The sequence below is a fragment of the Aquamicrobium terrae genome, assembly GCF_040545735.1.
Taxonomy (GTDB): domain Bacteria; phylum Pseudomonadota; class Alphaproteobacteria; order Rhizobiales; family Rhizobiaceae; genus Mesorhizobium; species Mesorhizobium terrae_A.
The window spans coordinates 20,135-41,613 of the sequence record NZ_JBEPML010000023.1; the positions used below are offsets into that span (position 1 = coordinate 20,135).

A 21,479-nucleotide genomic window follows, 5' to 3' on the forward strand; every position below is an offset into this window, starting at 1 on the left:
CCCTTCAGACCGACAGGTGGCCGGGGATGCGCAGATGCCGGCGCACCACGTCGACGAATTGCGGATCGCGCTTCGCGGCCCACACGGCGGCGAAATGCCCAACGGCCCAAAGCGCCAGGCCGACGAGCCAGAGGCGAAGGCCGAGACCGAGCGCGGCCGCGAGCGTTCCGTTCAGAATGGCGATCGAGCGCGGTGCGCCGCCGAGCAGGATGTGCTCGGTCAGGGCCCGATGGACGGGGACCGAGAAGCCCGGCACCTCATTGGCGGTTTCCCCCGGGCCGGCCATCAGACGAGCGCCCCGCCGCCGAACGAGAAGAAGGACAAAAAGAAGCTGGAGGCTGCGAAGGCGATCGAAAGGCCGAAGACGATCTGGATCAGCCGGCGGAAACCGCCGCTCGTATCGCCGAAAGCCAAGGTCAGGCCGGTGACGATGATGATGATCACCGCCACGATCTTGGCGACCGGTCCTTCGATCGATTGCAGGATCTGCTGGAGTGGTTGCTCCCAGGGCATCGAGGAACCGGAGGCGTGCGCGGCGGGGGCAAGCGCCAGGCTGAGGAACGTGACGGATGCGACCGTCCCGACGTGACGGCGGATGCGCAAAGCATATCGGATCATGAGGGATCTCCTGAGGGGGGCTGGCTGGCGGGAAGGATGCGGTAATCGCCATCCGGACCGATCCCTTCGACGCGGGCGAGCTCAGCGAGACGGCGAGAAGCGCCGCGGCCTGACAGCACCGCCACTATGTCGATGGTTTCGCCGATCAGCGCTTTGGGGACTGTGACGACAGCCTCCTGAATGAGCTGTTCGAGGCGGCGCAGCGCGCCGATGCCGGAACCGGCATGGATGGTGCCGACACCGCCCGGATGGCCGGTCCCCCACAGCTTGAGCAGGTCGAGGGCTTCCGGGCCGCGCACCTCGCCGACGAGAATTCGGTCGGGCCGGAAGCGCATTGACGAGCGCGCCAGTTCAGTGAGGTCCGCCACGCCGTCCTTGGTGCGCATAGGCACCTTGTTTTCCGAGCGGCATTGAAGCTCGCGCGTGTCCTCGATGATGACGACGCGATCCGCGCTCTTTGCGATCTCCGACAGAAGAGCGTTGACGAGCGTAGTCTTGCCGGTCGAAGTGCCGCCCGCGACGAGGATGTTGGCGCGAGACGCGACCGCCTCGCGTAGCGTCGCAGCCTGATCGTCTGTCATGATGTCCGCTGCGACGTAGTCGTCGAGTGTGAACACCGCGACGGCGGGCTTCCTGATCGCGAAAGCCGGGCCGGCGACAATCGGGGGAAGCAAGGCTTCAAAGCGCTCGCCCGTCTCTGGCAGCTCGGCCGAAACCCGAGGCGCGGCAGGGTGAACTTCTGCGCCGACATGGTGCGCGACGAGGCGGACAATGCGTTCGCCATCGGCCGGCGAAAGCCGCTCTCCCGTATCGGCCAGCCCCTCTGAAAGTCGGTCGATCCAGAGCCGCCCATCAGGGTTGAGCATCACCTCGACGATCGCGGGATCTTCCAGAAACCGGGCGATCGCAGGTCCAAGCGCCGTGCGCAGCATGCGCGCGCCACGAAGGATCGCCTCAGATTTCGGATGAGTTGCCGCCACGTCGTCCCCGTTCTCTTGCGGGCCCGCTATGTGCGGCCCTGGATCGGGGATAAGTAGAAGAGGCAGAATTCAGGGCTTTACAACAACCGAAATGTGGTCGTCGTACTGTGGCGTACAAAGACAGGGAAACGGCGGAATTGCTCTGTACTTGTGAACGCGGGGATAATGACTATTCCGCGTCGCGCGCGGGTTCGAGGTCCTCCGGTATCTCTTGCCTGAGCTTTGGCCCCGTCGCGAGTCGACGGCCGAGGGCGGCGATGAAGGCCTCATAGCGCTCGGCCGATTTCGCGCGGGCGGCCTGGGCGACGTGCTCGGGAAGAGCCGGCGTCGTGTTGAACCAGAAGCGCACGAAGATGGCGAGCGTCTCAACCGAGATGCCAACGTCGCGCTCCATGCGGGTCATCCGGCGGTCGAGCTGGTCGAGCCTCTTGGTGATCGCCGCTTCCTGTCGTTCGGCTGCGTCCGGCGAGAGGAACGACGCAATACCGGCCTCTGCGACGAGGGACAGGGAAAGGCCGCGCCGCGCGGCATGCGTCGACAGGGCCTTCATGACATCGGGATCGAGATAGACTGACAGCCGCTGCTTCTTCGGAGCGTTCTTCATGGAGGCCTCCTAGAGCTCGATGCCGTCGCCAGGATCGAGCGCGGCCTGCCGGGCGACATGGCGCATCGTGTCCCGCAGCCGGGCGTTGCGCGCCGCATCGATGTCGGCGTCGTCGACCGGGTCGATCTCGAACTCGTTTTCGATCGACGGCTTCTTCTCGACGGCCCGAGCCCGATTGAGCTCGGGTTGCCGCCGGCGTTCCGAGCCGGTCGTGTCCTCGTCGGCGGGAGCGGCGTCGTCAGAATCCGTCGTGATCGCGGGCGCCTGAGGGATGGCGAGACCGCTCCAGTCGTCCGGGGAACCGCGCATCGCTTTGACGAGCGCCGGCGGCGGAAGGATACGTTCCTGTAACCGCGGGTCCTGGAAATAGCGGGCCTTCTTGGCGCGGATGGGGGGCGTGCCCGCGACCATCACGATCTCGTCGGCAGGCGGGAACTGCATGATCTCGCCGGGCGTCAGAAGCGGCCTCGCCGTCTCCGAGCGCGACACCATCAGGTGGCCGAGCCAAGGCGACAGCCGATGACCGGCGTAGTTCTTCATCGCCTTCATTTCGGTCGCGGTGCCGAGCGCGTCGGAGACTCGCTTGGCGGTCCGCTCGTCGTTGGTCGCGAAGCTCACGCGCACATGGCAGTTGTCGAGGATGGAATTGTTCGGACCGTAGGCCTTTTCGATCTGATTGAGAGACTGGGCGATCAGGAAGCTCTTGAGCCCGTAGCCCGCCATGAAGGCGAGCGCGCTCTCGAAAAAGTCGAGACGGCCGAGCGCTGGAAACTCGTCGAGCATCAGGAGCAGACGATGCCTGCCGGCCTTGGCCTCCAGGTCCTCCGTCAGCCGGCGGCCGACCTGGTTGAGGATCAGCCGGATGAGGGGCTTGGTCCTGTTGATGTCGGACGGTGGAACGACGAGGTAGAGTGTTGTCGGATGCTTGCCTCCGACGACGTCCGTGATGCGCCAGTCGCAGCGTCTCGTCACTTCCGCGACGACGGGATCACGATAGAGGCCGAGGAACGACATGGCGGTCGAGAGCACGCCGGACCGCTCGTTGTCGCTCTTGTTCAGCAGTTCGCGCGCCGCGCTGGCGATGACCGGGTGCGGCCCTGCCTCTCCGAGATGGGCGGTCTTCATCATGGCGGCGAGCGTCGACTCGATCGGGCGCTTCGGATCGGAAAGGAAGGCCGCGACGCCGGCGAGGGTCTTGTCCTTCCCTGCGTACAGGACGTGCAGAATCGCGCCGACAAGAAGCGCGTGGCTCGTCTTTTCCCAATGGTTCCGCTTTTCCAGCGATCCTTCCGGGTCGACCAGAATGTCGGCGATGTTTTGGACGTCACGGACTTCCCACTCGCCTTTGCGGACCTCGAGCAGGGGATTGTAGGCGGCCGATTTAGGATTGGTCGGGTCGAAGAGAAGAACGCGCCCATGCCGGGCTCTAAACCCCGCCGTCAGGGTCCAGTTCTCACCTTTGATATCGTGGACGATCGCCGAGCCCGGCCAGGTCAGGAGAGAGGGGACGACCAAGCCCACGCCCTTGCCGGATCGCGTCGGCGCGAAACATAGCACGTGCTCGGGCCCGTCGTGGCGGAGGTAGTCGCGGTCGAGCTTGCCCAGGACGACGCCGTCAGCCCCGAGCAGGCCCGCATCCTTGACCTCGCTGGGGGTGGCCCACCGCGCCGAGCCGTAAGTCTGGACATTCTTCGCCTCGCGGGCGCGCCAGACGGACATGCCTATGGCGACCGCGATCGAGATGAAGCCCCCGGAGGCCGCAATGTAGCCACCCTCGACGAAGATCGGCGGGGCATAGGCGTCATAGAAATACCACCACCAGAAAAAAGCCGGAGGATAGTAGATCGGCCAGCCGGCGACCTCGAACCAGGGCGCGCCGAGCTGCGGCTGAAAGCCGAGCCTGTAGGCTGTCCATTGGGTGGCGGCCCATGTCGTCAATAGAACGATGACGAAGACGGCGAGGATCTGACCCCAGAGGATTTTCGTCGCGGACATGGCAATGGTCCTTTCTTGATTTTGCTACAGGCCGAGGCCTCGTTTGCGTCCGAAGCTCCAGTCGACACCGCCATCGGACCGCGCGACGCCCGAGACGTGTTGCCCCAACTGGCGGTCGAGGGACGGCGTCCATGGGACGAGCTGAAATCCGAGGCCGTCGTCGATCATGGCGAAGCGCCCGCTCGCCAGAGCGAAGCGCTGGCGATAGGTGCCGGCGACGTATTCGCCGTTATCCGGCGTTACGAACGAACGGCCCGTTTCCGCCGCGAGCTTCTCGGCGAGGCTGTCCAGCTCCCGGCGTTGCAGCGTCCGCAGAAGATTGCGTGAGAAGATCACGCTCTGGCCGCGCCGTTCAGCGAGCTTCTCATCGATCAAATGCGCGGCGCGGCGATCCATCGCTTCACGCACCTCGGCGCCGAATCCTCCAGCGCCGAGCCCGACCGGCTCACGCGCGATCGCCTGGCGATCGAGCCACGTCGCGCCGCTCGCGTGAACCTGGGCGCCGACGTCGAGATCGGAGCGAACCGCCAGCGCCACGCGACGCTGGCCGCGGGCATCGTCAAAGCGGCGCAGCTCGACGATCGAGCCGGGGCGACTGTCGCCGGCGGCGTCGAGGTCGGAAAGCTTGATGTGATGCGTGCGACCGTCCACGCCGTCGACGATCGCAAATGCCGTTCCCTTCAGTTCGTCGTCGAGCCCGCGCGCCACGAGGCGGCCGACAATCGGATCGTCGATGTTTTCGGCGGCGAGCACGTAGCTCGACGCGCCGCGATCGATGCCGCTCTCGGTAAGGCCGCGATGGATGCGCTTGATGATGTCGCCTCGCTCACCGAGGTCGCGCAGGGTGGCTTCAGCCCTTTCGCCGATCGTCCACTGGCCCGGACCGATCTCTTCCGCCAGGCCGAGAGTTTCAAGCTTGCGTAACCGTCCGACCTTCAGAGCATGGAATTCATCGGGCTGCCGGTCCGCGCGAGGCGCGAGATCGATGACGCCGGTCCGATATGAATCGCGCGCAAGCTGCCGATCGAGCGTCGTCCACCGCTCAGCGCCGATCTGGCGTTCGAGGGTTTGTCGGATTTCGTGATCGGTCCGGGGCCCGAGCTCCTGAGTGATCAGATCGCGCGCCCGGTCGCGCATGCCCTCCTTGATGTAGTCTCGCGAAATGACGAGGTTCTCCCCATCATCACGAACGCCGCGAACGATCAGATGGACGTGCGGGTGCTCGGTGTTCCAATGATCGACGGCGACCCAGTCGAGCCGGGTGCCGAGGTCCTTCTCCATCTGGCCGACCAGCTCACGGGTAAAACCCTTCAGGTCGGCCATTTCCACGGCGTCGTCCGGCGAGACGATGAACCGGAAATGATGGCGGTCGTCTTCGCAGCGTTCGGCGAATGCCTTGACGTCAGCGTCGTCGACGCCAGGTCCGAACAGCCGGGCCTTTTCGCCATCGCGGGTGACGCCGTCGCGTCGCAGATAATTGAGGTGCGTGCCCAGAGGGGCGTTGCGTCCGCCGTGACGAACGACGCGCGCCTTCACGACGGCGCCCCGAGATCGGGCGGTGAGCAGCCTGTTGGCCTGGACCGCCGCGCGCTGGCCCCGGCCAAAGCGCGAGCGATTGCCGGGCCCGATCTTTCCCTTGCGTGAGACCGAGCCACCCGCCTTTTGAGCGGCGGCCAAAGCCTGGGCGATGAAGGGGCGCGCCTGCTGCGCCCGCGTCGAGCGAATGCGGCCCGGCCGGATACGGAAATCGTCCTCGGCGCTCATGATCCGAGCCCCGCACATCCCGCCAACGCGCGGAAATCACTGGAAAAGCGCCGCGCGCGCAGGCTGCGCCGCATGGGCGCACATCGCGCAAAAGCGCTATAACCCCTTGATAAACCACGACCGACCAAAGCCGCACATCGCGGCCCTTTATCCTGCCATCGTGCGGTTGTGGTGCCTGCTCCTCCTCCCGCTCCCGCCAATCCTTCGCCAGAGCCCGAGAACGCCGCATGGAGTGCGAATGTGCTCATCGCGGCCTCTCACCTGCGGTTCGGACGGCGAACAGGCCGCCGGTTTGCGGATCAGCCGGCGCGAAATCACGCCCCGGTCGCTGCGGTGATGCTGCAACCGGTTCGCTGTCCTCGTGCGGAGCCTCTGCACGCGACGCCCCTTCGGGCTGCACGATGAACAGTGGCGCGCGCCTCCAGGCGAGCGGGTCCGAGACCGCCACCGTGACGGGGGATACTACGAGATCGCCGCCGCCAATGGCCGGGGTCAACATCGCGACATACGCCCGCGTCTCGGCAGGCAAAGGGCGTCCTCGATCGCGATAGTCCTCGTAACGCCCGGGACCGGCGTTGTAGGCGGCCAGGAAGCCGGGCGAGCCGTAGCGATCGTGCATCTCGCGTAAGTATGCTGCGCCCGCCAGAATGTTGTCGCGCGGGTGAAAGGGATCCCTTCCGAGGCCGTATCGCGCGCGCAGCTCCGCCCAAGTGGCGGGCATGATCTGCATCAAGCCCATCGCACCCGCGGGCGACACCGCGCGCACATCGCCGCGGCTTTCGACGCGCATGACGGCGCGTATCCAGGCTTCCGGAACGCCGAAGCGCCGCGCCGCGTCGGCCACGTCGGCGGCATAGGGATCGGCGGACAAGCTGTGCTCGGCCGACGCCTGCTGTGCATGAGCGATCGTCGTCGACGGCATCGCGATGGCCAGGCCGGAAAGGAGAAGGAAGGCTGTGCGCCGGACGGTTTCCAACCGTCCGGCGGCAGCTCTTGGGCGACGGGCCGCCATCGCTCAGTCTCGATCGCCGCGTTTCGGCGGGCGTTTCAAATACAGGCCCCATGCCGACTTGTCGTCAGCGGACTGGAACAGGTTGGCATGGACCGGCTGCGCGAACGTGGGGTCGTCGAGCTGCACCGAAACATAGTCGCCGGCCTTCTCTCCGACGCGCTTCCAGCCTGCGCCGACTTCGGGACCGTCGTCTTCGGATCCGAGATGGACCCGGTAGTCGGGCGCGTTCTCGGCGTCGGACTGCTCTGCGGGAACGAGCACCAGGTCGACGTCGAGCGCGAGCGTTCTGACGCGCCCGACGTAGCCCGACTTTGTGTTCGTGAACTGACCGATCAGAAACATGGTGTTCTCCTTGGATGTGCGGTGAGTTGGGACCTGGGCGCACCCTCACCGCGTTGGGGCGCGCCAGACGAAGCGGCCATCGCCGTCCTCGTCGGTGTAGAGAGGGGTGGCCCGCCCGATCACTGCGGACGCGGGAAGCGGCCCGAAGTACCTGCCGTCGAGGCTGTCGCGGACCTGCCAGTTCATCAGGAACAGTTCGCCTGGCGCGACGACGCGACAGCCCTGCCAGACCGGCAGCGGGTTTCCGCGGCGATCGCGATCGAGCGCGTCGCCCATCGGCACGGCATCGACCGTGATAGCGAGGCCAGTCCGGCAAACCCGCTGACCGGGAAGCGCGGCGACGCGTTTGAGCAGCGGCACGCCGCGCGGCAGGTAGCCGCCATCGGCGAGGAAGCTGGCCAACGGTTCGGGGGCGCGCACGGCGACCAGATCGGTGACTTCCGGGGACCGCTCCGGCTCGATGCTGTAGAGGCCGATCGGTGTGCTCGCGGAGGCGTTCCAGATCAGCTTCGGTGCGAACGACACGATCGACAGGACGCTGAGCAGCGACACCGAGGCCGTCGTGGTGATGGCGTAGCTGAGCCGGGTCATGCGCCGATCTCGCGGCGCAGGAGGAAGGCGCGATGGCGCGCGGGCGTGTAGCTGCGCGGCGTCTCGCCGGCGGCCAGGCGATTGTGGACGTGGCGCCAATGGTCGGGCGAGACCTCGGCAGGATCGATGCCGGCGCCCTCAATCGCGTCGATGAGCTGGAGCAGCCGCTCCACCTTCGGCCAGCCATTGACGCGCAGCAGAATTTCCCCGCCAGGTGTGACGGTCGGCACGGTCTGGCAGGGCGCGCCTCGCGCGACCGTGCACACGATGTCGAGCCGGGAGAGCACCGTGCCGTGCTCGTTGGCGGCCCAGCGGACCAGCGCGAAGGTCGCCCCGGGAGGGAAGAAGAGGATGCGCCGGCGACGATCGAGGACTTGTTCGCGCAGCTCACGGCCGAAGCGGATCCAATGCTCGGTGTGCTTCTCGATCCAGACGAGTTCGACCTGGGTGAGCGTCTCGGGCGGCGCGGCGGCAGCACCGTCGGCGCCCGGCGGCGCGGCGACGAGGCCGGTCATTGTCCGTCTCCTGATGGCGGTGGGAATTCGCGTTCGAACAGCGCGCGCAGCATGTCGGCGACGGTCTGGCCGCGCTGGAAAGCCGCGATCTTGATCCGGCCGCGCATGTCGGAGGTGACGTCGATTGTCAGCCGCGCGGAGAAGTCCGCCTCGGGCTGGACGCGTTGCGCCTGGCGGTCGGGGGACTTGATCCAGCTCTCGGGATCAGCCGGCCGCGACGCGAAAGCTCTGCGTGGGGATCGCTCGCTCATCGACGAATCCCCGCGACTTCGGCCGCGAGCGCCGTGATCTCGCGCGCGCCAGGGCAATCCTCGTCCTGCTCGGCGGCGAGCCGGCCGGTCTGCACGACATCGGCGAAGACGATCCGCTGGCCGATCGTGGTCGAGAGCAGTGGCGGGTCGTGATCCGCCAGCGTCTCGGCGGTCTCTCGCGCCAACACCGTGCGGGCCGCGCAGCGGTTCAGCACGAAGCGCGCCGCAATCTCCGGGCGGTAGATCCGCGCCTCGCCAAGCAAGGCGAGCATCTCGGCCGAGGCCCAGCCGTCGAGCGGCGACGGCTGCACAGGGATCAGCACGAGGTCGGCCGCGAGCAGCGCCGAGCGCATCAGGCCGGCGACGCGCGGCGGACCGTCGATGACGACATGGTCGGCGTCGCGGGCAAGCTCCGGCGCTTCACGGTGGAGCGTGTCGCGGGCCAGGCCGACGACACCGAACAGCCGCTCCAGCCCCTCCCGGCTTCGTTGCTGCGACCAGTCGAGCGCCGAGCCTTGCGGATCGGCGTCGATGAGCGTGACCCGCTTGCCGTTGCGCGCCCACTCACCGGCCAGGTGCAGCGCGAGCGTCGTCTTGCCGACGCCGCCCTTTTGGTTGAGCAGCGCGACGATCATGGCGCGCTCCCGGCGATCGGGGACTCGTCCACAACGGCGGAAAAGCGCAGCTCCGTTAGAAAGATTCCGAAGGAATCTAGGTTAGATAAGTTAAGGGGCTCGCAAACTGCTGATTCAGCGCGAAGATTTGACGATTCCGGTCCCCGATAGCACGAGAGTCCGGTCCCCGATGGCACGATAGCGTTGGTCCCCGATAGCACGAGACTATTCACAGCTTATCCCCAGGGCGAGTTGTCGAGCGCCGACGGCGGCGCGGCGGGCCGAGCGCGGCGGGATCGGTTGGTGCGAAGGACAGAATTTCGGGTCCGCCGAGGCTTTGCTCGATGGTCAGCCGGTAGCCCGGAAGTGGCTGCCGGCGGACGATGTCCCGCAGGTCGTAGGCGAAGTGTTTGAGCGGCGAGAGGCTGCCGGACTTGGCGTGCAGGTGCGGCAGGTCGAAGCTCCAGCCGAACTCCTGTTTGCCGCCGTGCTTTCGGACCAGACGGTAGAGCCAGCGCTCAAGACCACCGGTCAGACCGAAATAGTTTCGGTCGATGGTGAGCACGAGCGCGTCATCGAGGACCGCGCCGTAGAACCAATCGGGCACGATCAACTCGAGGCCGAGCGGCCGTCCGCGATGATCGGCGCGCTCCTTCCATTCGTTGATCCAGGAGAAGCGGTGCAGCCGTCGTTCGGTCGGTTGGCGGATCGAGGTCGCGATGGTGGTCGACTGAAGGCGATCCAGCGCGGCTTTCAGACGGTCGTAATCGCGCAGGCTGACGCCGCGCCCGATGAAGTTGAGGATTTCGTAGGGCGTCGTCGCCATGAGGCGGGACGGACGAAGCCCGACGTCCCGCGCCTCGACGATCTGCGACGCAGCCCAGATCAGGATGTCCGCGTCCCAGATGGTCGCCATGCCGTGCTCGGCGACAGCCTCGACGCGAATAACGATCTGGCCGGCCCTGAAATCGATCGGCGCCAGCCGCTTGGATTTGGCGAGCGAAAAGAACGGGTAGGCCATGAGGTCCTGCGCATCGCGCGGCGCGAGATCGCCGGGCAGAGCCCGGAACAGATCGAGCTGGGCGCGTTCTTCGCGATGCGGGTGAGCGGACGACATGGACCGACCGCCTCAGCGCGCGAAGCGGCCGCCGGCGGGGGCGGGCGTTGCGGCCTGGCGTTTGGCCGGCAATACGGTGCCGCCTCGCGGATCGGACGTCGAGGTGACCAGTCCGCGATCCGCCCAGGTCTGGAGATCTTCGACGGTATAGACGACGCGTCCGCCGAGCTTGCGATAGGACGGCCCGGTTCCGTAGGTGCGGTGCTTCTCCAGCGTCCGTTCGGAGAGGCCGAGGAAGCGCGCGGCTTCCTGCGTTCTCAGGTAGCGGGTCGGTATGGTGGCGGCTGTCTCGGCCATGAGCGAACCTCCGTGCTCTCGTGGGCGGCCGCTGCGAACCAGCGGCGAATTGCGAGCACGGTGGCGCGAAGACGGCGCCTTGGACGATGTCGAAGTAAGGGAATTAAGATCGACACCGTCGCGGGTTAGCGCCGGCGGCGTGGTAGCCGAAGGAGAGTGAGGTAGCCGCCCTCGACCAGTTTGAGGCCATCGCGGGCCAGCCGGATCGTCGTTTCGCGGATGGCGCTGCCGACCCAGGTGGCGGGTTCAGTCTCGTGTTGCGGGAAGAGATATTTGGCGACGGCGCGGTAAGTGGCCCCCGCCTGCCGCGCATCGATGGCCCGCAACATCAGTCGGGCGCGCTCGCGCTTCTGCGGCGTCAGCCGGTCATCCGGTGAGACCCGCCGGCTTTTCATGGCCTGCCAGAACCGACCGATCGTCGTCAGCCGGTCGGGCGTGTGCTCGTCCAGAATGACCACGGCCGCGTAGGCGCCTACAGGGTCGCCGCCGTCGATGGCAAGATCGAAGCGCTCGCCGCGCAGGTCGATGCGGACGACGTCTCCATCATTCAGAATGATGTGCGGCCGCAGGTCAGCCGTTGTTATGCGGAAGCCGCCGAGCGGGTCCGGCCCGTGTTTGAGCGGGACGGCGGTCGGATTTTTTTCCGGGATCCAGAAGATCGGCCGATCGAGCGCCGTGACCATCGGGTCCACGGCGAAATCGCAACCCCCAATGGCGCGCGAAACGGCTGGCTTCCTCTTCGTTCAACCGGCCCGTCGCCACCAGTTCCGCATAGGATTTGCGATAATCGGGGTTACGCCGAAGAAATTCCCACGCAAGATCATCCGGCGTGAGTTCGTCGACGTAACTGTATGCGGCGTCAGAGCGCCAATTATCGTCCTCGGACATCCTCCATACCCTCCCGCAATACTTTGCAACGCGAGTTATGAAGTCGAGACGATTCCAAGTTGTAATTGACGCGGGAAGCACGGAGTGGAAGCAAGGTGATGCATAAATCGCATCACCTCAATGCAGACGGGATCCGAGAAGCTCGCAGAAACCGTTCTGGGTCATCCATTTTGCGCGAGCGAGATGCGTCGCGTGGACGCGCGCGGCGCGATCGGGTTCGGCGCTGGGCGAGATGCCGAACAGCGTCTCGACGACCTCCTCCCAATGAGCTCCGGCCGCGTCGGCGTCGAGCAGACGCAGATAGAGCTTCAGATGGGACCGATCGTAAGCGGTCAGTGCTGCGCCGCCGGGCGGCTGATCGAGAAAGTCAAACTTGGTCACGGCATCCCCCGATGCTCGATCTATCCATTCTGGAGGATTTTGTTAACGCTGATTTGACCAAGGAAAAGCGAAAAGAAGCAACCACGGACGGAGCTGTGCATAAGGCCCGATTTCGAAGGTCAGTCCGTCTGATTTCCATGGACCAGCACTACTCCCACGCTCTGGTCGGAGCGCATGAAGACGATGCCGGCTCGTTCGAATGCCCGTCTGACCTCGTCGCGCGTGCTCTCATAGACCTCGAGTCCGCTTGCGGATTCGAGGCGCTTCAGCGCGGTCAGCGATACTCGAGCCTTGTCAGCGAGCGTCTCCTGCGTCCAACCCAGTAGCGCGCGTGCGGCCCGCGATTGTCGGGCGGTGATCATGCATGATCACCTCCCACCCGGACCTAAGCGCACGCCAGAACTACGACTATAATAGTCGTTCTTGTGCCGGCTGGCCACTTATTTGCCGCTTTGGCCAGGCGGTGATCGCAGAATTACCGGCAACTGATTCGGTCGTTCTGGCGCTAGAAGACCCCGGCCTTCCGGCCGGGGTCTTGCGCGGCGCTTCAGTCGCGTCGGCGACCGTTGGGCCGGGACCAGATCAGCGAGAAGGTCTCGCCGTCCTCGTCGTCGAAGAGCTTGGCGTAGATGGGGGCGTTGAAGCTCGGATCGTCGAGCTTGAGGCCCAGATAGTCGCGGCCCTCGTTGGAGCGCTTGGACCAGGCGGCGCCGATCTCGGCGCGGCCGACCAGGACCCGGTGGCTGGGGGCATTCTCGCCGGTGGCGCGGGTGTCCAGAACCATCCGCACGTTCTTGGCCTGGACGCTGAGGGTGACGATTTCGCCGGTGAACTCGTTCGATCCGGTCTTCTTGAAGGTGCCGATGGTCGCCATTTTAAATCTCCGTTTTCCGTATTCGAGCCCGCACCATTGCGGCCTCGATGGCGATCGGTTGGCCGGAGGCGATCGACGGCGCACCCCGCAGGGGCTTGACGGCTAAGGAGGGCTTTCTTGTCCCGCGAGGAATGGCGGCGCAGCCGACAGGGGAAGAAAGTTTGACGCGGCTGTTGCGTCATAGGCGATCGAGGCGCAGCCGGCCTTCGGCCAGATCAGGCCATTGAAGAGGCCGTTTGGAGCGGTTGATGCACGGAGAAAAAAGGGAGATGTGGCGACCCCCTCGACCTTCGGGACGGCATCGCATCGGGTCTCGCACGGATCGTCGGGATCCTCTGTCCCGGCAGGTGCGTGCTCGTCGCTCCTCTTCCGCCAACCGGAGAAACGCACCCTTCCGAGTGGCCTGTCGCGTGCGTTCGACAGCGCTATTTGCTCGACGCTCCAATGAGGGCCGCGCCTGTCTGTGCCCGCCACGATGTTCCCTGCGCCGACGCCATGCCTCGGACCCGCTCTTCAGCGCAGGACAAGATGCGGTCACTGGTCTGGTCCTGCCTACACGTCCTCCATGCCGTCAGGCCCGCGCGAGATCCCGGCCGGACGGACCGGTGGCCGCCGCCATGCCCACGACCCGGACAAAGGCGGTAATGCCGACTGTGACGGCGCCGAGGACCGAGAAGCTGATCTGCCAGGCTTCCGACGGCATGAGGTGCTTTACGACGCCATGGGTCGCGTGGAAGCCTGCGATTGCGGCCGGCGCGACGAAAACGACGGCGACCAGGAGCTTGAGCCAGATCGGGCGCGCGAAGGCGATCATGAGCTGGCCGAAGGCGAGCGTGGCGATCGCCGCGGCGATGCCGGTCAGGAGCGCGCCGGCGACGCCGGCGCCGGTGTCGTGCGCCCAGGAGCCGGCTGCGATACCGAGAAACACAGGCAATGCGAAGACAGCAAGCGCGAACAACAGCCAGCAGAGCAGGCCGATGGAAGCCAGGGAAGCAAGTATAGCGAGGATGATCATGGTGGTCGTCTCCGTGACGAGAAGGTCTGACGGTCGCGCCTTCCACCACCACCACGGCGCGAACGCAGTGTAGCGCAAGATCGGCGGCTCCGGGAGCGGAAATCGTGGTGATTTCCGCCCGGCGCGTCGATCCTTCGCCGTTCAGGCGGCGAAGGGGTCGATCTCATGGACGATCTCCGCGATGTCGCCGTCATACTCACTGGTGGGCATCACCGCGTGCGTGCCGTCGCCGGCGCGGAAGATGACGATTGCGGCCATGAGCGTGGTGGCGAGGCTGAAGGCGAAGGCTTGTGCGTCAATGAGGGACATCGATCCGGCTCCTGTTCGGGGCGGAGGACCATCCCCCGCTGACAGGCGCCCGATGGGTCCGGCCGGGGCCGCGATCACCGCGCGGGCGAAGCCCACGCGGCGGCACGCTTCGCGTAGTCCGACCCTTTACGGGTTGATGGCGTCAGGCCCCGGCCGGACCGAGGATCAGCGCAGGTAAGCGGGGGTGGTTGTCGCTGCAGAACCGATCCGGCGGCCTCTCTGACGCGGGCCGGCTGCGTTTTGCTCTCACAGTAAGTGCCGCCTCGGGTTATCATTACTTCGACGGCGAGGAGCGGTATGAGGACTGGCGATGACTGAGTTTGCGGGCCGTGATCTGCATCTGGTGAAGAAGGCGCTGGCGATCGCCGTGCTTGCGATCGAACGCATGCCGGGCCCGTTCCAGTCGAGCTCCGACCAGAGCGATATGAAGGCGCTGCTGGACAGCCTGATCGAGAACGACACGGAATTGGCGCACTATACGCGATCGGCGCGGATTGCGGTGACGGGCGAGGCCGACTGAAAGGCGCAAATACGGAATGGCGACGAGACGCCTTTCCGCAACTGCAGAAATGCGTGTGGGAAGGGCGGCGCTTACGCGCCGCCGAATGCCCAGACCGGGATGCCGAGCTTCTTCGCCTTGTCAGCGAGGTTGTCGTTGATGCCCGTGCCGGGGAAGTGCATCACGCCCTTCGGCAGGATTTCCAGCATCTGATCGTTGCGCTTGAAGGGCGCCGCGCGGCCGTGTTTCGTCCAGTCCGGAGCGAAGCCGATTTGCGGGACGTTGCGGTTCTTCGCCCAGAGCGAGGCGATCTTTTCGGCTCCCTTCGGGGACTTGCCGTGAACCAGCACCATATCGGGGTGCTTTTCATGCACCTGGTCGAGTTTGGCCCAGATCAGCCGATGATCATTGAAGTCGAGCCCGCCGGTGACGACGATCTTCGGACCGGGAGGAAGGAGCACCTCCTGCTCTGCGCGCTTCTTCGCCATGAGGAAGTCACGGCTGTCGATCATGGCCGAGGTGAGATGGCGATGGTTGACCTTCGATCCGCTGCGCGGCAGCCAGGGCTTTCCGGCGTGGCGCTCGTAATGCTCGGCGGCCTGGTCGCGCATCAGTTCGAAGGCGTTCTGGCGTTCGATGAGCGTCTTGCCTTCCGCGATCTGACGCTCGAGTTCGACTGACTTGACCTCGCTGCCGTCCTGTTCCCGCTGCGAGCGCTTCTGCGCCTGCTCATTGTCGTCGAGTTCGCGTGCGATCCGTTCGGTGGCGCGATGGAAGACATTGACGGTCGACCAGAGGAGATCGTCGAGGTCGGGTTCGAGGCGCGTGTCCTCCAGCGTCACGATCAGGGCGTCGAAGATGTCGGCGACGGCGCCTGCGACCGCGTTGCCGTCCGGAAGAAGCCGCTGGTCCGGTTCGTCGGAAAAAGGCCGGTAGCCGTGGAGCTGCAGTTCGTTGAGGACGTGGTCGGTGGGGGAGGATTCGTGGTGGGGTTCGAAGTCGTCGTGCTCGTTCATGGGATGCTCCGTCGATTGGACCGCGACCGTCGCGGCCTTCATGGCGACGAAGCCCACCGGCGGGACGGCCCTGCACCCGGAGCGCAGCGCAGGGCCTGATGGCTAAGGCCGGCTATTTTGCCTCGCGATGGAAAGCGGCCGTCAGGCCGCGCCGGAAAATAGCCGGGCGGCGCCATTGCGGGACTGGCCCGACTGTGGGCCGATCGCCCTCTAGAAGGCCGAGGCGCGGTCCTCTCAGACGGTTGGCGCATCGCGACGGCACGGCGACCATCACCACCACCTTCCTCCTTGCCGGCTATGCCGCCAGCGCCATGAAACGCGCCACATCCTGCGGCCCGATCTGCATGCGGGTCTGGCTTCGCAGGGCGTCGATGCCGAGGGTGCGCAGATCCTCGTTGAAATCGCCGAGCTGGGGCGAGATGACGATCGCCTCGATCCCGACCGCATTGGCTCTTTCGACCAGACTGTCACGTGCGCCGTCACCGGCCGGGTCGTTGTCGCGTAGGATGTAGAGCCTGCGCAGCGTATCCGGGAACAGGACGGCAGCGAGATGTGCGGCCGAGAGCGCCGCCAGCATCGGCATTTCAGGCAAGATCTGCCTGATCGACAGCACGGTCTCGATGCCTTCTCCAGCCGCCATCACTTCGGCCCCGACCCCGAAGCGGACCGCATTGCCGAGAAGATCGCCCATCGCCCGTCTTGGCGTGTCGATCGGCGCCTTGTCGCGTCGGTGCGGATCGAGCCAGGTGCGATGCGCCCCGGTGATACGTCCGTCGAGGTCGGTGACCGCCGCGATCATGGCCGGCCAGGTTTCGGTGACAGAGTGCTCGTCCGGGCGATAATAGCAGCGGGGGTGATAATGCAGGCTTCCGGTTCCGCGTAAATCCGTAATGCCGCGCTCCCGGAGATACGTCTGTACGAGCGTGCCATGGATCGGCTGAGACATCCGTACCAGGCGTCGGGCGGCTTCGGGAGAACCTTGCGGCGCCGGATTCTGGCGCGGCTGCTGCCGGATCTCCGGCTGAGGCGGAGGCATTTTGAGAAAAGCGCGCGCCTCGTCGGCGACATCCTTGAAATCGACGAGACCGCAGCTTTCGCGGATCACATCGAGAAGGTCGCCGTGCTCGCCGGTGGCGGCATCGGTCCACTTTCCGGCACGGCCCTTCGGAGAGTCCTGAAGGCGGACATACAGCGAGCGGCCGCGCGCGTTGCGCGCATCGCCCACCAGCCAGTAGCGGCCCTCGCGCCGTCCGTTCGAGAGGTAGTGGCGGCAGACCGCCTCGGCCTGCCGGCCGAGGCGCTGCGCAAGATCGGAAGCATCATGACGGGACATCACGCCGCCTCCCGCTCGGATATGCGCGCCACCGGGAAGGTGTCGAGCAACTTGGCGAGGATGCCCGGGCCGGCGGCGTCGACCGGAACGAAGAAGCGGAGCTTCCACGAGATAATCTCGCTGAAGAGGCCATAGGCCCGCAGCCGGTCCCGCATGGCCTCGGTGAAGCCGGTCAGTTCCAGACGTTGGGCGCTCATGACGCGAGCGCGGCGGAGCTGGAGCCCATCGGCGAGATCGAGGATGGTCGTGCCGTCCATCAGAGCGGCGAAGGCCTCCTCCGGCGTCAGCGAAGCGGCGCCCGTGGTGACGGCATTCGCGGCCCAGGCTGGCGACACGCGGCGGCCGATGATGCGCTCGCCGGCATCGGTCTGGAGACGATAGACCCGCGTCGAGTCGTCGGGCAGGCGCTTCCAGATCGGCAAAAGCAGTCCGAAGACGATGTGGATCGTGCTGTCGGAGAATTCCGGGATGTCGCCGAGTTCGACCTCCCATGCGGCGGCGAAGCGATCGCGGTCGGCGTCCTCCCAATGGCTCTCAATCATCATGCGCAGCGGCGCATAATGCTGCTCCATGGGCCGGACCAGGCAGACGCGCCGCTCGATCTCGCCATCGTCGAGCATCATCGACGGAGCCGGAATCTGTACGGCGGCGCGTCCGGACCGGCCGTTGACGAGCAGCCGCGCGCGGGGATCGGAGAGATGGTTGAGCGCATCGGACAGCCCCATCGGGCGGTTGCGCTCCCGGCGCGTGATGGTCAGCAGCCGCGTCTCCGCCCCGGTGCCGGGATGGACATGGATGACCTGGCTGTCGGTCACCACGAAGCTCTCGGCCTGCAGCGTCTCCAGCCCGACGTCATAGTGGCCGCTGCGCATCGCACCCTCGATCTTCGCCGTGAGAAGCTGTTCGAAGGCGGTGAACAGGATGCCCTGCAGCTCGATCGTCAGCGCCAGCAGGCGATTGAGGAAGGTCGTGATGGCCGGAAGCTCGTCCTTGATGCCGCTGTCGTCCATGAGCTTCAGTCCGGTAGCCGTCTCGAAGCGGTCAAGCGAGCAGCCCTCGACCTTGCCGCGAACGAGCAGCAGATAGAGCTGGCGCAGGGCATCGCGGGCATAGTGGGACTCAAGGTTGTCCTCGGCGCGGAAGAGGCCCTGGCCGCCGGTCTGGCGCTGGCCGCGCGTAATGGCGCCGAGCGTGTCGAGCCGGCGCGCGATGGTGGAGAGGAAGCGCTTCTCGGCCTTCACGTCGGTGGTGATCGGCCGGAAGAGCGGCGGCTGCGCCTGGTTGGTGCGGTTGGTACGGCCGAGCCCCTGGATTGCAGCGTCCGCCTTCCAGCCCGGCTCCAGCAAATAATGAATGCGCAGGCGCTGGTTCCGGACGCCGAGATCCGCGTGGTAGCTGCGGCCCGTGCCGCCGGCGTCCGAGAAGACGAGAATGCGCTTCTGGTCGTCCATGAACGCGGCCGCCTCGGCGAGATTGGCGGATGCTGCCCGGTTCTCGACAACGAGGCGCTCGCCCTTGCGGACCACACGTCGCGACCGGCCGGTGACCTCGGCGACGACATCGACGCCGAAGCGCTGAACGATCTGATCGAGCGCTCCCGGGACGGGCGGCAGCGATGCGAGGCGCTCGACCAGCTCGTCCCGGCGGGCGACGGCCTCGCGGCTTTCGACGGGCTGGCCGTCGCGATAGACCGGTCGCGACGACAGATTGCCTTCACTGTCGGAGAACGGCTCATAGAGCTGCACCGGGAAGGAGTGGGCCAGATAGTCCAGCACATATTCGCGCGGCGTGATGTCGACCCGCACGTCGTTCCATTCTTCGGTGGGGATTTCGGCAAGGCGCCGTTCCATCAGCGCTTCGCCCGTCGATACGATCTGGACGACGGCGGAATGACCCTCGGCCAGATCCTGCTCGATGGAGCGGATCAACGTCGGCGTTTTCATGCTGGTCAGGAGATGACCGAAGAAGCGCTGCTTGGCGCTCTCGAAGGCCGAGCGCGCGGCCGACTTCGCCTGCCGGTTCAGCGTGCCGCTGTCACCGGTGATGTTGGCGGCCTGCATCGCCGCGTCGAGATGATTATGGATGATGGCGAAGGCGCCCGCATAGGCGTCATAGATGCGCGTCTGCTCGGAGGTGAGTTTGTGCTCCACGAGCTCATATTCGACGCCGTCATAGGAAAGCGACCGGGCCGTGTAGAGGCCGAGCGCCCGCAGATCCCGGGCCAGAACCTCCATCGCCGCCACGCCGCCGTTATCGACCGCCTCGACGAATTCGGCGCGGTTGGCAAAGGGAAAATCCTCGCCGCCCCACAGGCCAAGCCGCTGGGCATACGCGAGATTGTGAACGGTGGTGGCGCCGGTCGCCGACACGTAGACGACACGGGCGCTCGGAAGCGCGTGCTGGAGCCGAAGCCCCGCGCGGCCTTGCTGCGACGGGGCGACATCGCCGCGTTCTCCCTTGCCGCCTGCGGCGTTCTGCATGGCATGGCTTTCGTCGAAAATGATCACTCCGTCGAAATCGGAGCCCAACCATTCAACGATCTGCTTGACGCGCGAAAGCTTCTCCCCGCGGTCGTCGGACCGCAGCGTGGAATAGGTGGCGAAAAGGATGCCTTCGTTCAGCCGTATCGAAGTCCCCTGCGGGAAACGGGACAGCGGCGTGACGAGCAGCCGTTCCATTCCGAGCGCCGACCAGTCGCGCTGGGCGTCTTCCAGAAGCTTGTCGGACTTCGAAATCCAGATGGCCTTGCGGCGTCCCTTGAGCCAGTTGTCGAGGATGATGCCCGCCGACTGACGGCCCTTGCCGGCGCCGGTGCCATCGCCCAGCATGAAGCCGCGTCGGAAGCGGACCGCGCTTGGCGCATCGTCCGGGGCCGCGGTGAGGATGTCCGCGGTTTCGTCCACGGTCCAAGCGCCGGCGAGAAATTCGCTGTGGGCCTCGCCCGCATAGATCACCGTCTCGATCTGGGCGTCGGACAGGACGCCGTCTGTCACGATCGCGGCCGGAAGCGTCGGGCGATAGCTCGGCTTCGGCGGCGCGACCGATGCCATGGCGGCCGATTGCACCAACTTGGTCGGATGGGGCTGCGCGTCTGGGATGCGGATCGACTGGAGGGCATAGGCCTCGTAGATCGAGTCCGACAGCCGGCCGCCCTCGGGCGGCGTCCAGTCCACGGTTTCATACTCGACCGGCGCGCCCTCGACATGGATCGTGCCGCGGGCGGGCATGGCGGCTGCGGCGCGCGCGAGATAGCCCCGCACGGTGCGGGGCGAGGAGGCCGGGGCTGTGGCGGCACGCGCGATCGAAACCGGAAGGCGTGCGGGTAGCCGTGCGTCGATCCAGCCGAGAAGCGTCGCGACGTCCGGAGCGATCCCGGCCGATTCCGGGAAGGCTCCCGGATCGTCGGCCGGCCTCTTGTCGATCACCGTCAGGCGGGTTTCGAAGGTCGTCCCGTGCTTGGCGTAGACCGAGCCGGCGATCGCTGCGGTGAAGACGACACGGCCGCGCACCTGCAGCCGGACGAAGGCGTCGCGCCAGGCCGGCGTTTCGGGGGAAAAATTCGCGCCGGTGATCGCGACCAGGCGTCCGCCCTCGGCGAGCCGGACGAGCGCAGAGGCGATATGCCGATAGGCGGCGTCGGCGACGCGCCCGGTGACGTTCGCCATCACCGAGAACGGCGGGTTCATGATGACCACGCTCGGGACCGCGGCCGGATCGAGATGGTCGTCGATCTGGGCGGCGTCGAAGCGCGTGACGGCCGCTGCCGGAAAGAGAGATGACAGCAGTTGGGCCCGGGTCTCGGCCAGCTCGTTGAGGATGATGGCGGCGCCCGCGGTCTCGGCGAGGATCGCGAGCAGGCCGGTGCCGGCGGACGGTTCGAGCACGCGGTCGATCGGAGTCAACCGCGCCGCCGTCAGCGCGGCAAGACCCAGCGGGACTGGCGTCGAGAATTGCTGGAAGGCCTGGGTTTCTTCGGATCGACGCGTGTGCGTCGGCAGGAGCGCGACGATCCTGGCCAGCGCCGACAGGCGTGAAGCCGGGGAAGCGGCTTTACGGAAAAGCGGCTTTCCGAATTTGCGCAGAAACATGACGGTGGCGGTTTCGCAGGCCTCGTAGGCCGCTTTCCAGTCCCAGGCGCCGGCGGCGTCGGATGCGCCGAAGGCGTCCTCCATGGCGCTGCGCAGCATCGCGGCGTCGACGGCGCGGCCCTGTTCGAGATGAAAGAGGATCCGCTCGGCGGCGGCGAGGATACCGGCGGCGGTCGGCGTTTGCGGGACAAGCGGCAGCGAGGCCGCGGGCGGGATAAGGGCATGTAGCATGAGGAACACCTCGGAGAGCTGGAGACGGACGAGCCGGCCCGGCGCTCTCTCTCTCGACCGGACGGGCTCAAACCCGTCCCGGCCCCCCTCTGGCTCTGGCGAGCGCCCCGGATTGCTCCGCCTTCCGGAGGCGTGGATGGAACGC

General features: G+C 66.3%; 25 protein-coding genes. 1 reads left to right on the forward strand and 24 read right to left on the reverse strand.

Annotated features, from left to right (window positions below; genetic code table 11):
- Window positions 1-4: 4 nt before the first annotated feature.
- The 21 genes from ABID37_RS22660 to ABID37_RS22760 all read right to left on the reverse strand — a co-directional run bounded on the left by ABID37_RS22660 (window position 5) and on the right by ABID37_RS22760 (window position 14,167).
- Window positions 5-286 (reverse strand): VirB3 family type IV secretion system protein, encoded by a 282-nt coding sequence (locus ABID37_RS22660; RefSeq protein WP_354198965.1) that lies wholly within the window; start codon window positions 284-286, stop codon window positions 5-7.
- On the reverse strand, window positions 286-618 hold the full coding sequence (locus ABID37_RS22665) for a TrbC/VirB2 family type IV secretion system protein (protein WP_354198967.1): 333 nt from the start codon (window positions 616-618) through the stop codon (window positions 286-288). Before ABID37_RS22665 ends, ABID37_RS22660 begins: the two co-directional genes overlap by 1 nt.
- Entirely contained in the window at window positions 615-1,550 is a 936-nt protein-coding gene (gene trbB, locus ABID37_RS22670) for a P-type conjugative transfer ATPase TrbB (RefSeq protein ID WP_435521624.1), read from the reverse strand. Before trbB ends, ABID37_RS22665 begins: the two co-directional genes overlap by 4 nt.
- Window positions 1,551-1,767: 217 nt before the next feature.
- On the reverse strand, window positions 1,768-2,202 hold the full coding sequence (locus ABID37_RS22675) for a CopG family transcriptional regulator (protein WP_354198970.1): 435 nt from the start codon (window positions 2,200-2,202) through the stop codon (window positions 1,768-1,770).
- A 9-nt stretch (window positions 2,203-2,211) separates the two neighbouring features.
- Window positions 2,212-4,197 carry a conjugal transfer protein TraG gene (locus tag ABID37_RS22680; RefSeq protein ID WP_354198972.1) on the reverse strand — a complete coding sequence of 662 codons (1,986 nt, stop codon included), beginning with the start codon at window positions 4,195-4,197 and terminating at the stop codon, window positions 2,212-2,214.
- 24 nt (window positions 4,198-4,221) lie between these two features.
- Entirely contained in the window at window positions 4,222-5,961 is a 1,740-nt protein-coding gene (locus tag ABID37_RS22685) for a relaxase/mobilization nuclease domain-containing protein (protein WP_354198974.1), read from the reverse strand.
- A gap of 244 nt (window positions 5,962-6,205) precedes the next feature.
- The gene (locus tag ABID37_RS22690) at window positions 6,206-6,973 is read right to left on the reverse strand and encodes a lytic transglycosylase domain-containing protein (protein ID WP_354198976.1); all 768 of its coding nucleotides are present in this window, start codon (window positions 6,971-6,973) and stop codon (window positions 6,206-6,208) included.
- A gap of 3 nt (window positions 6,974-6,976) precedes the next feature.
- Window positions 6,977-7,315, reverse strand: coding sequence for a DUF736 domain-containing protein (locus ABID37_RS22695; RefSeq protein ID WP_354198978.1), 339 nt, complete (start codon window positions 7,313-7,315; stop codon window positions 6,977-6,979).
- A 45-nt stretch (window positions 7,316-7,360) separates the two neighbouring features.
- Window positions 7,361-7,906, reverse strand: coding sequence for a S26 family signal peptidase (locus ABID37_RS22700; protein ID WP_354198980.1), 546 nt, complete (start codon window positions 7,904-7,906; stop codon window positions 7,361-7,363).
- Entirely contained in the window at window positions 7,903-8,421 is a 519-nt protein-coding gene (locus tag ABID37_RS22705; RefSeq protein WP_354198982.1) for a DUF2840 domain-containing protein, read from the reverse strand. Before ABID37_RS22705 ends, ABID37_RS22700 begins: the two co-directional genes overlap by 4 nt.
- Window positions 8,418-8,672 (reverse strand): hypothetical protein, encoded by a 255-nt coding sequence (locus ABID37_RS22710; RefSeq protein ID WP_354198984.1) that lies wholly within the window; start codon window positions 8,670-8,672, stop codon window positions 8,418-8,420. The genes ABID37_RS22705 and ABID37_RS22710 overlap by 4 nt, the downstream gene beginning before the upstream one ends.
- Window positions 8,669-9,307 carry a ParA family partition ATPase gene (parA, locus tag ABID37_RS22715; RefSeq protein ID WP_354198986.1) on the reverse strand — a complete coding sequence of 213 codons (639 nt, stop codon included), beginning with the start codon at window positions 9,305-9,307 and terminating at the stop codon, window positions 8,669-8,671. Before parA ends, ABID37_RS22710 begins: the two co-directional genes overlap by 4 nt.
- Before the next feature lie 208 nt (window positions 9,308-9,515).
- Window positions 9,516-10,403, reverse strand: coding sequence for a replication initiator protein A (locus ABID37_RS22720; protein WP_354198988.1), 888 nt, complete (start codon window positions 10,401-10,403; stop codon window positions 9,516-9,518).
- A gap of 12 nt (window positions 10,404-10,415) precedes the next feature.
- Window positions 10,416-10,700, reverse strand: coding sequence for a helix-turn-helix transcriptional regulator (locus ABID37_RS22725; RefSeq protein WP_354198990.1), 285 nt, complete (start codon window positions 10,698-10,700; stop codon window positions 10,416-10,418).
- Window positions 10,701-10,825: 125 nt separating this feature from the next.
- Entirely contained in the window at window positions 10,826-11,383 is a 558-nt protein-coding gene (locus ABID37_RS22730; protein WP_354198992.1) for a DUF2285 domain-containing protein, read from the reverse strand.
- On the reverse strand, window positions 11,271-11,588 hold the full coding sequence (locus tag ABID37_RS22735; protein ID WP_354198994.1) for a transcriptional regulator domain-containing protein: 318 nt from the start codon (window positions 11,586-11,588) through the stop codon (window positions 11,271-11,273). The genes ABID37_RS22730 and ABID37_RS22735 overlap by 113 nt, the downstream gene beginning before the upstream one ends.
- A gap of 117 nt (window positions 11,589-11,705) precedes the next feature.
- Window positions 11,706-11,969 carry a DNA -binding domain-containing protein gene (locus tag ABID37_RS22740; RefSeq protein WP_354198996.1) on the reverse strand — a complete coding sequence of 88 codons (264 nt, stop codon included), beginning with the start codon at window positions 11,967-11,969 and terminating at the stop codon, window positions 11,706-11,708.
- 119 nt (window positions 11,970-12,088) lie between these two features.
- On the reverse strand, window positions 12,089-12,331 hold the full coding sequence (locus ABID37_RS22745) for a helix-turn-helix domain-containing protein (protein ID WP_354198998.1): 243 nt from the start codon (window positions 12,329-12,331) through the stop codon (window positions 12,089-12,091).
- A 185-nt stretch (window positions 12,332-12,516) separates the two neighbouring features.
- Window positions 12,517-12,843, reverse strand: a complete 327-nt coding sequence (locus ABID37_RS22750) for a DUF736 domain-containing protein (protein WP_354199000.1) — start codon at window positions 12,841-12,843, stop codon at window positions 12,517-12,519.
- Between the two features lie 571 nt (window positions 12,844-13,414).
- The gene (locus ABID37_RS22755; RefSeq protein WP_354199129.1) at window positions 13,415-13,858 is read right to left on the reverse strand and encodes a hypothetical protein; all 444 of its coding nucleotides are present in this window, start codon (window positions 13,856-13,858) and stop codon (window positions 13,415-13,417) included.
- A 141-nt stretch (window positions 13,859-13,999) separates the two neighbouring features.
- On the reverse strand, window positions 14,000-14,167 hold the full coding sequence (locus ABID37_RS22760) for a hypothetical protein (protein WP_354199002.1): 168 nt from the start codon (window positions 14,165-14,167) through the stop codon (window positions 14,000-14,002).
- Between the two features lie 310 nt (window positions 14,168-14,477).
- Here ABID37_RS22760 and ABID37_RS22765 point away from each other — a divergent pair, with 310 nt between their 5' ends.
- Window positions 14,478-14,687 (forward strand): hypothetical protein, encoded by a 210-nt coding sequence (locus tag ABID37_RS22765; RefSeq protein WP_354199004.1) that lies wholly within the window; start codon window positions 14,478-14,480, stop codon window positions 14,685-14,687.
- A 71-nt stretch (window positions 14,688-14,758) separates the two neighbouring features.
- Here ABID37_RS22765 and ABID37_RS22770 read toward each other — a convergent pair whose 3' ends face one another.
- The 3 genes from ABID37_RS22770 to ABID37_RS22780 all read right to left on the reverse strand — a co-directional run bounded on the left by ABID37_RS22770 (window position 14,759) and on the right by ABID37_RS22780 (window position 21,334).
- A complete protein-coding gene (locus tag ABID37_RS22770) occupies window positions 14,759-15,682 on the reverse strand; it encodes a DUF2493 domain-containing protein (protein ID WP_354199006.1) in 924 nt (307 codons plus the stop codon).
- A gap of 295 nt (window positions 15,683-15,977) precedes the next feature.
- Window positions 15,978-17,015 carry a DUF7146 domain-containing protein gene (locus ABID37_RS22775; RefSeq protein WP_354199008.1) on the reverse strand — a complete coding sequence of 346 codons (1,038 nt, stop codon included), beginning with the start codon at window positions 17,013-17,015 and terminating at the stop codon, window positions 15,978-15,980.
- Window positions 17,015-21,334, reverse strand: coding sequence for a strawberry notch-like NTP hydrolase domain-containing protein (locus tag ABID37_RS22780; RefSeq protein WP_354199010.1), 4,320 nt, complete (start codon window positions 21,332-21,334; stop codon window positions 17,015-17,017). Before ABID37_RS22780 ends, ABID37_RS22775 begins: the two co-directional genes overlap by 1 nt.
- Between the last annotated feature and the right edge of the window lie 145 nt (window positions 21,335-21,479).

Coding starts and splice junctions, on each gene's coding strand:
- ABID37_RS22660 (WP_354198965.1), bottom strand. CDS start 286: ATGGCCGGCCCGGGGGAAACCGCCAATGAGGTGCCGGGCTTCTCGGTC.
- ABID37_RS22665 (WP_354198967.1), bottom strand. CDS start 618: ATGATCCGATATGCTTTGCGCATCCGCCGTCACGTCGGGACGGTCGCA.
- trbB (WP_435521624.1), bottom strand. CDS start 1,550: ATGCTGCGCACGGCGCTTGGACCTGCGATCGCCCGGTTTCTGGAAGAT.
- ABID37_RS22675 (WP_354198970.1), bottom strand. CDS start 2,202: ATGAAGAACGCTCCGAAGAAGCAGCGGCTGTCAGTCTATCTCGATCCC.
- ABID37_RS22680 (WP_354198972.1), bottom strand. CDS start 4,197: ATGTCCGCGACGAAAATCCTCTGGGGTCAGATCCTCGCCGTCTTCGTC.
- ABID37_RS22685 (WP_354198974.1), bottom strand. CDS start 5,961: ATGAGCGCCGAGGACGATTTCCGTATCCGGCCGGGCCGCATTCGCTCG.
- ABID37_RS22690 (WP_354198976.1), bottom strand. CDS start 6,973: ATGGCGGCCCGTCGCCCAAGAGCTGCCGCCGGACGGTTGGAAACCGTC.
- ABID37_RS22695 (WP_354198978.1), bottom strand. CDS start 7,315: ATGTTTCTGATCGGTCAGTTCACGAACACAAAGTCGGGCTACGTCGGG.
- ABID37_RS22700 (WP_354198980.1), bottom strand. CDS start 7,906: ATGACCCGGCTCAGCTACGCCATCACCACGACGGCCTCGGTGTCGCTG.
- ABID37_RS22705 (WP_354198982.1), bottom strand. CDS start 8,421: ATGACCGGCCTCGTCGCCGCGCCGCCGGGCGCCGACGGTGCTGCCGCC.
- ABID37_RS22710 (WP_354198984.1), bottom strand. CDS start 8,672: ATGAGCGAGCGATCCCCACGCAGAGCTTTCGCGTCGCGGCCGGCTGAT.
- parA (WP_354198986.1), bottom strand. CDS start 9,307: ATGATCGTCGCGCTGCTCAACCAAAAGGGCGGCGTCGGCAAGACGACG.
- ABID37_RS22720 (WP_354198988.1), bottom strand. CDS start 10,403: ATGTCGTCCGCTCACCCGCATCGCGAAGAACGCGCCCAGCTCGATCTG.
- ABID37_RS22725 (WP_354198990.1), bottom strand. CDS start 10,700: ATGGCCGAGACAGCCGCCACCATACCGACCCGCTACCTGAGAACGCAG.
- ABID37_RS22730 (WP_354198992.1), bottom strand. CDS start 11,383: ATGGTCACGGCGCTCGATCGGCCGATCTTCTGGATCCCGGAAAAAAAT.
- ABID37_RS22735 (WP_354198994.1), bottom strand. CDS start 11,588: ATGTCCGAGGACGATAATTGGCGCTCTGACGCCGCATACAGTTACGTC.
- ABID37_RS22745 (WP_354198998.1), bottom strand. CDS start 12,331: ATGATCACCGCCCGACAATCGCGGGCCGCACGCGCGCTACTGGGTTGG.
- ABID37_RS22750 (WP_354199000.1), bottom strand. CDS start 12,843: ATGGCGACCATCGGCACCTTCAAGAAGACCGGATCGAACGAGTTCACC.
- ABID37_RS22755 (WP_354199129.1), bottom strand. CDS start 13,858: ATGATCATCCTCGCTATACTTGCTTCCCTGGCTTCCATCGGCCTGCTC.
- ABID37_RS22760 (WP_354199002.1), bottom strand. CDS start 14,167: ATGTCCCTCATTGACGCACAAGCCTTCGCCTTCAGCCTCGCCACCACG.
- ABID37_RS22765 (WP_354199004.1), top strand. CDS start 14,478: ATGACTGAGTTTGCGGGCCGTGATCTGCATCTGGTGAAGAAGGCGCTG.
- ABID37_RS22770 (WP_354199006.1), bottom strand. CDS start 15,682: ATGAACGAGCACGACGACTTCGAACCCCACCACGAATCCTCCCCCACC.
- ABID37_RS22775 (WP_354199008.1), bottom strand. CDS start 17,015: ATGTCCCGTCATGATGCTTCCGATCTTGCGCAGCGCCTCGGCCGGCAG.
- ABID37_RS22780 (WP_354199010.1), bottom strand. CDS start 21,334: ATGCTACATGCCCTTATCCCGCCCGCGGCCTCGCTGCCGCTTGTCCCG.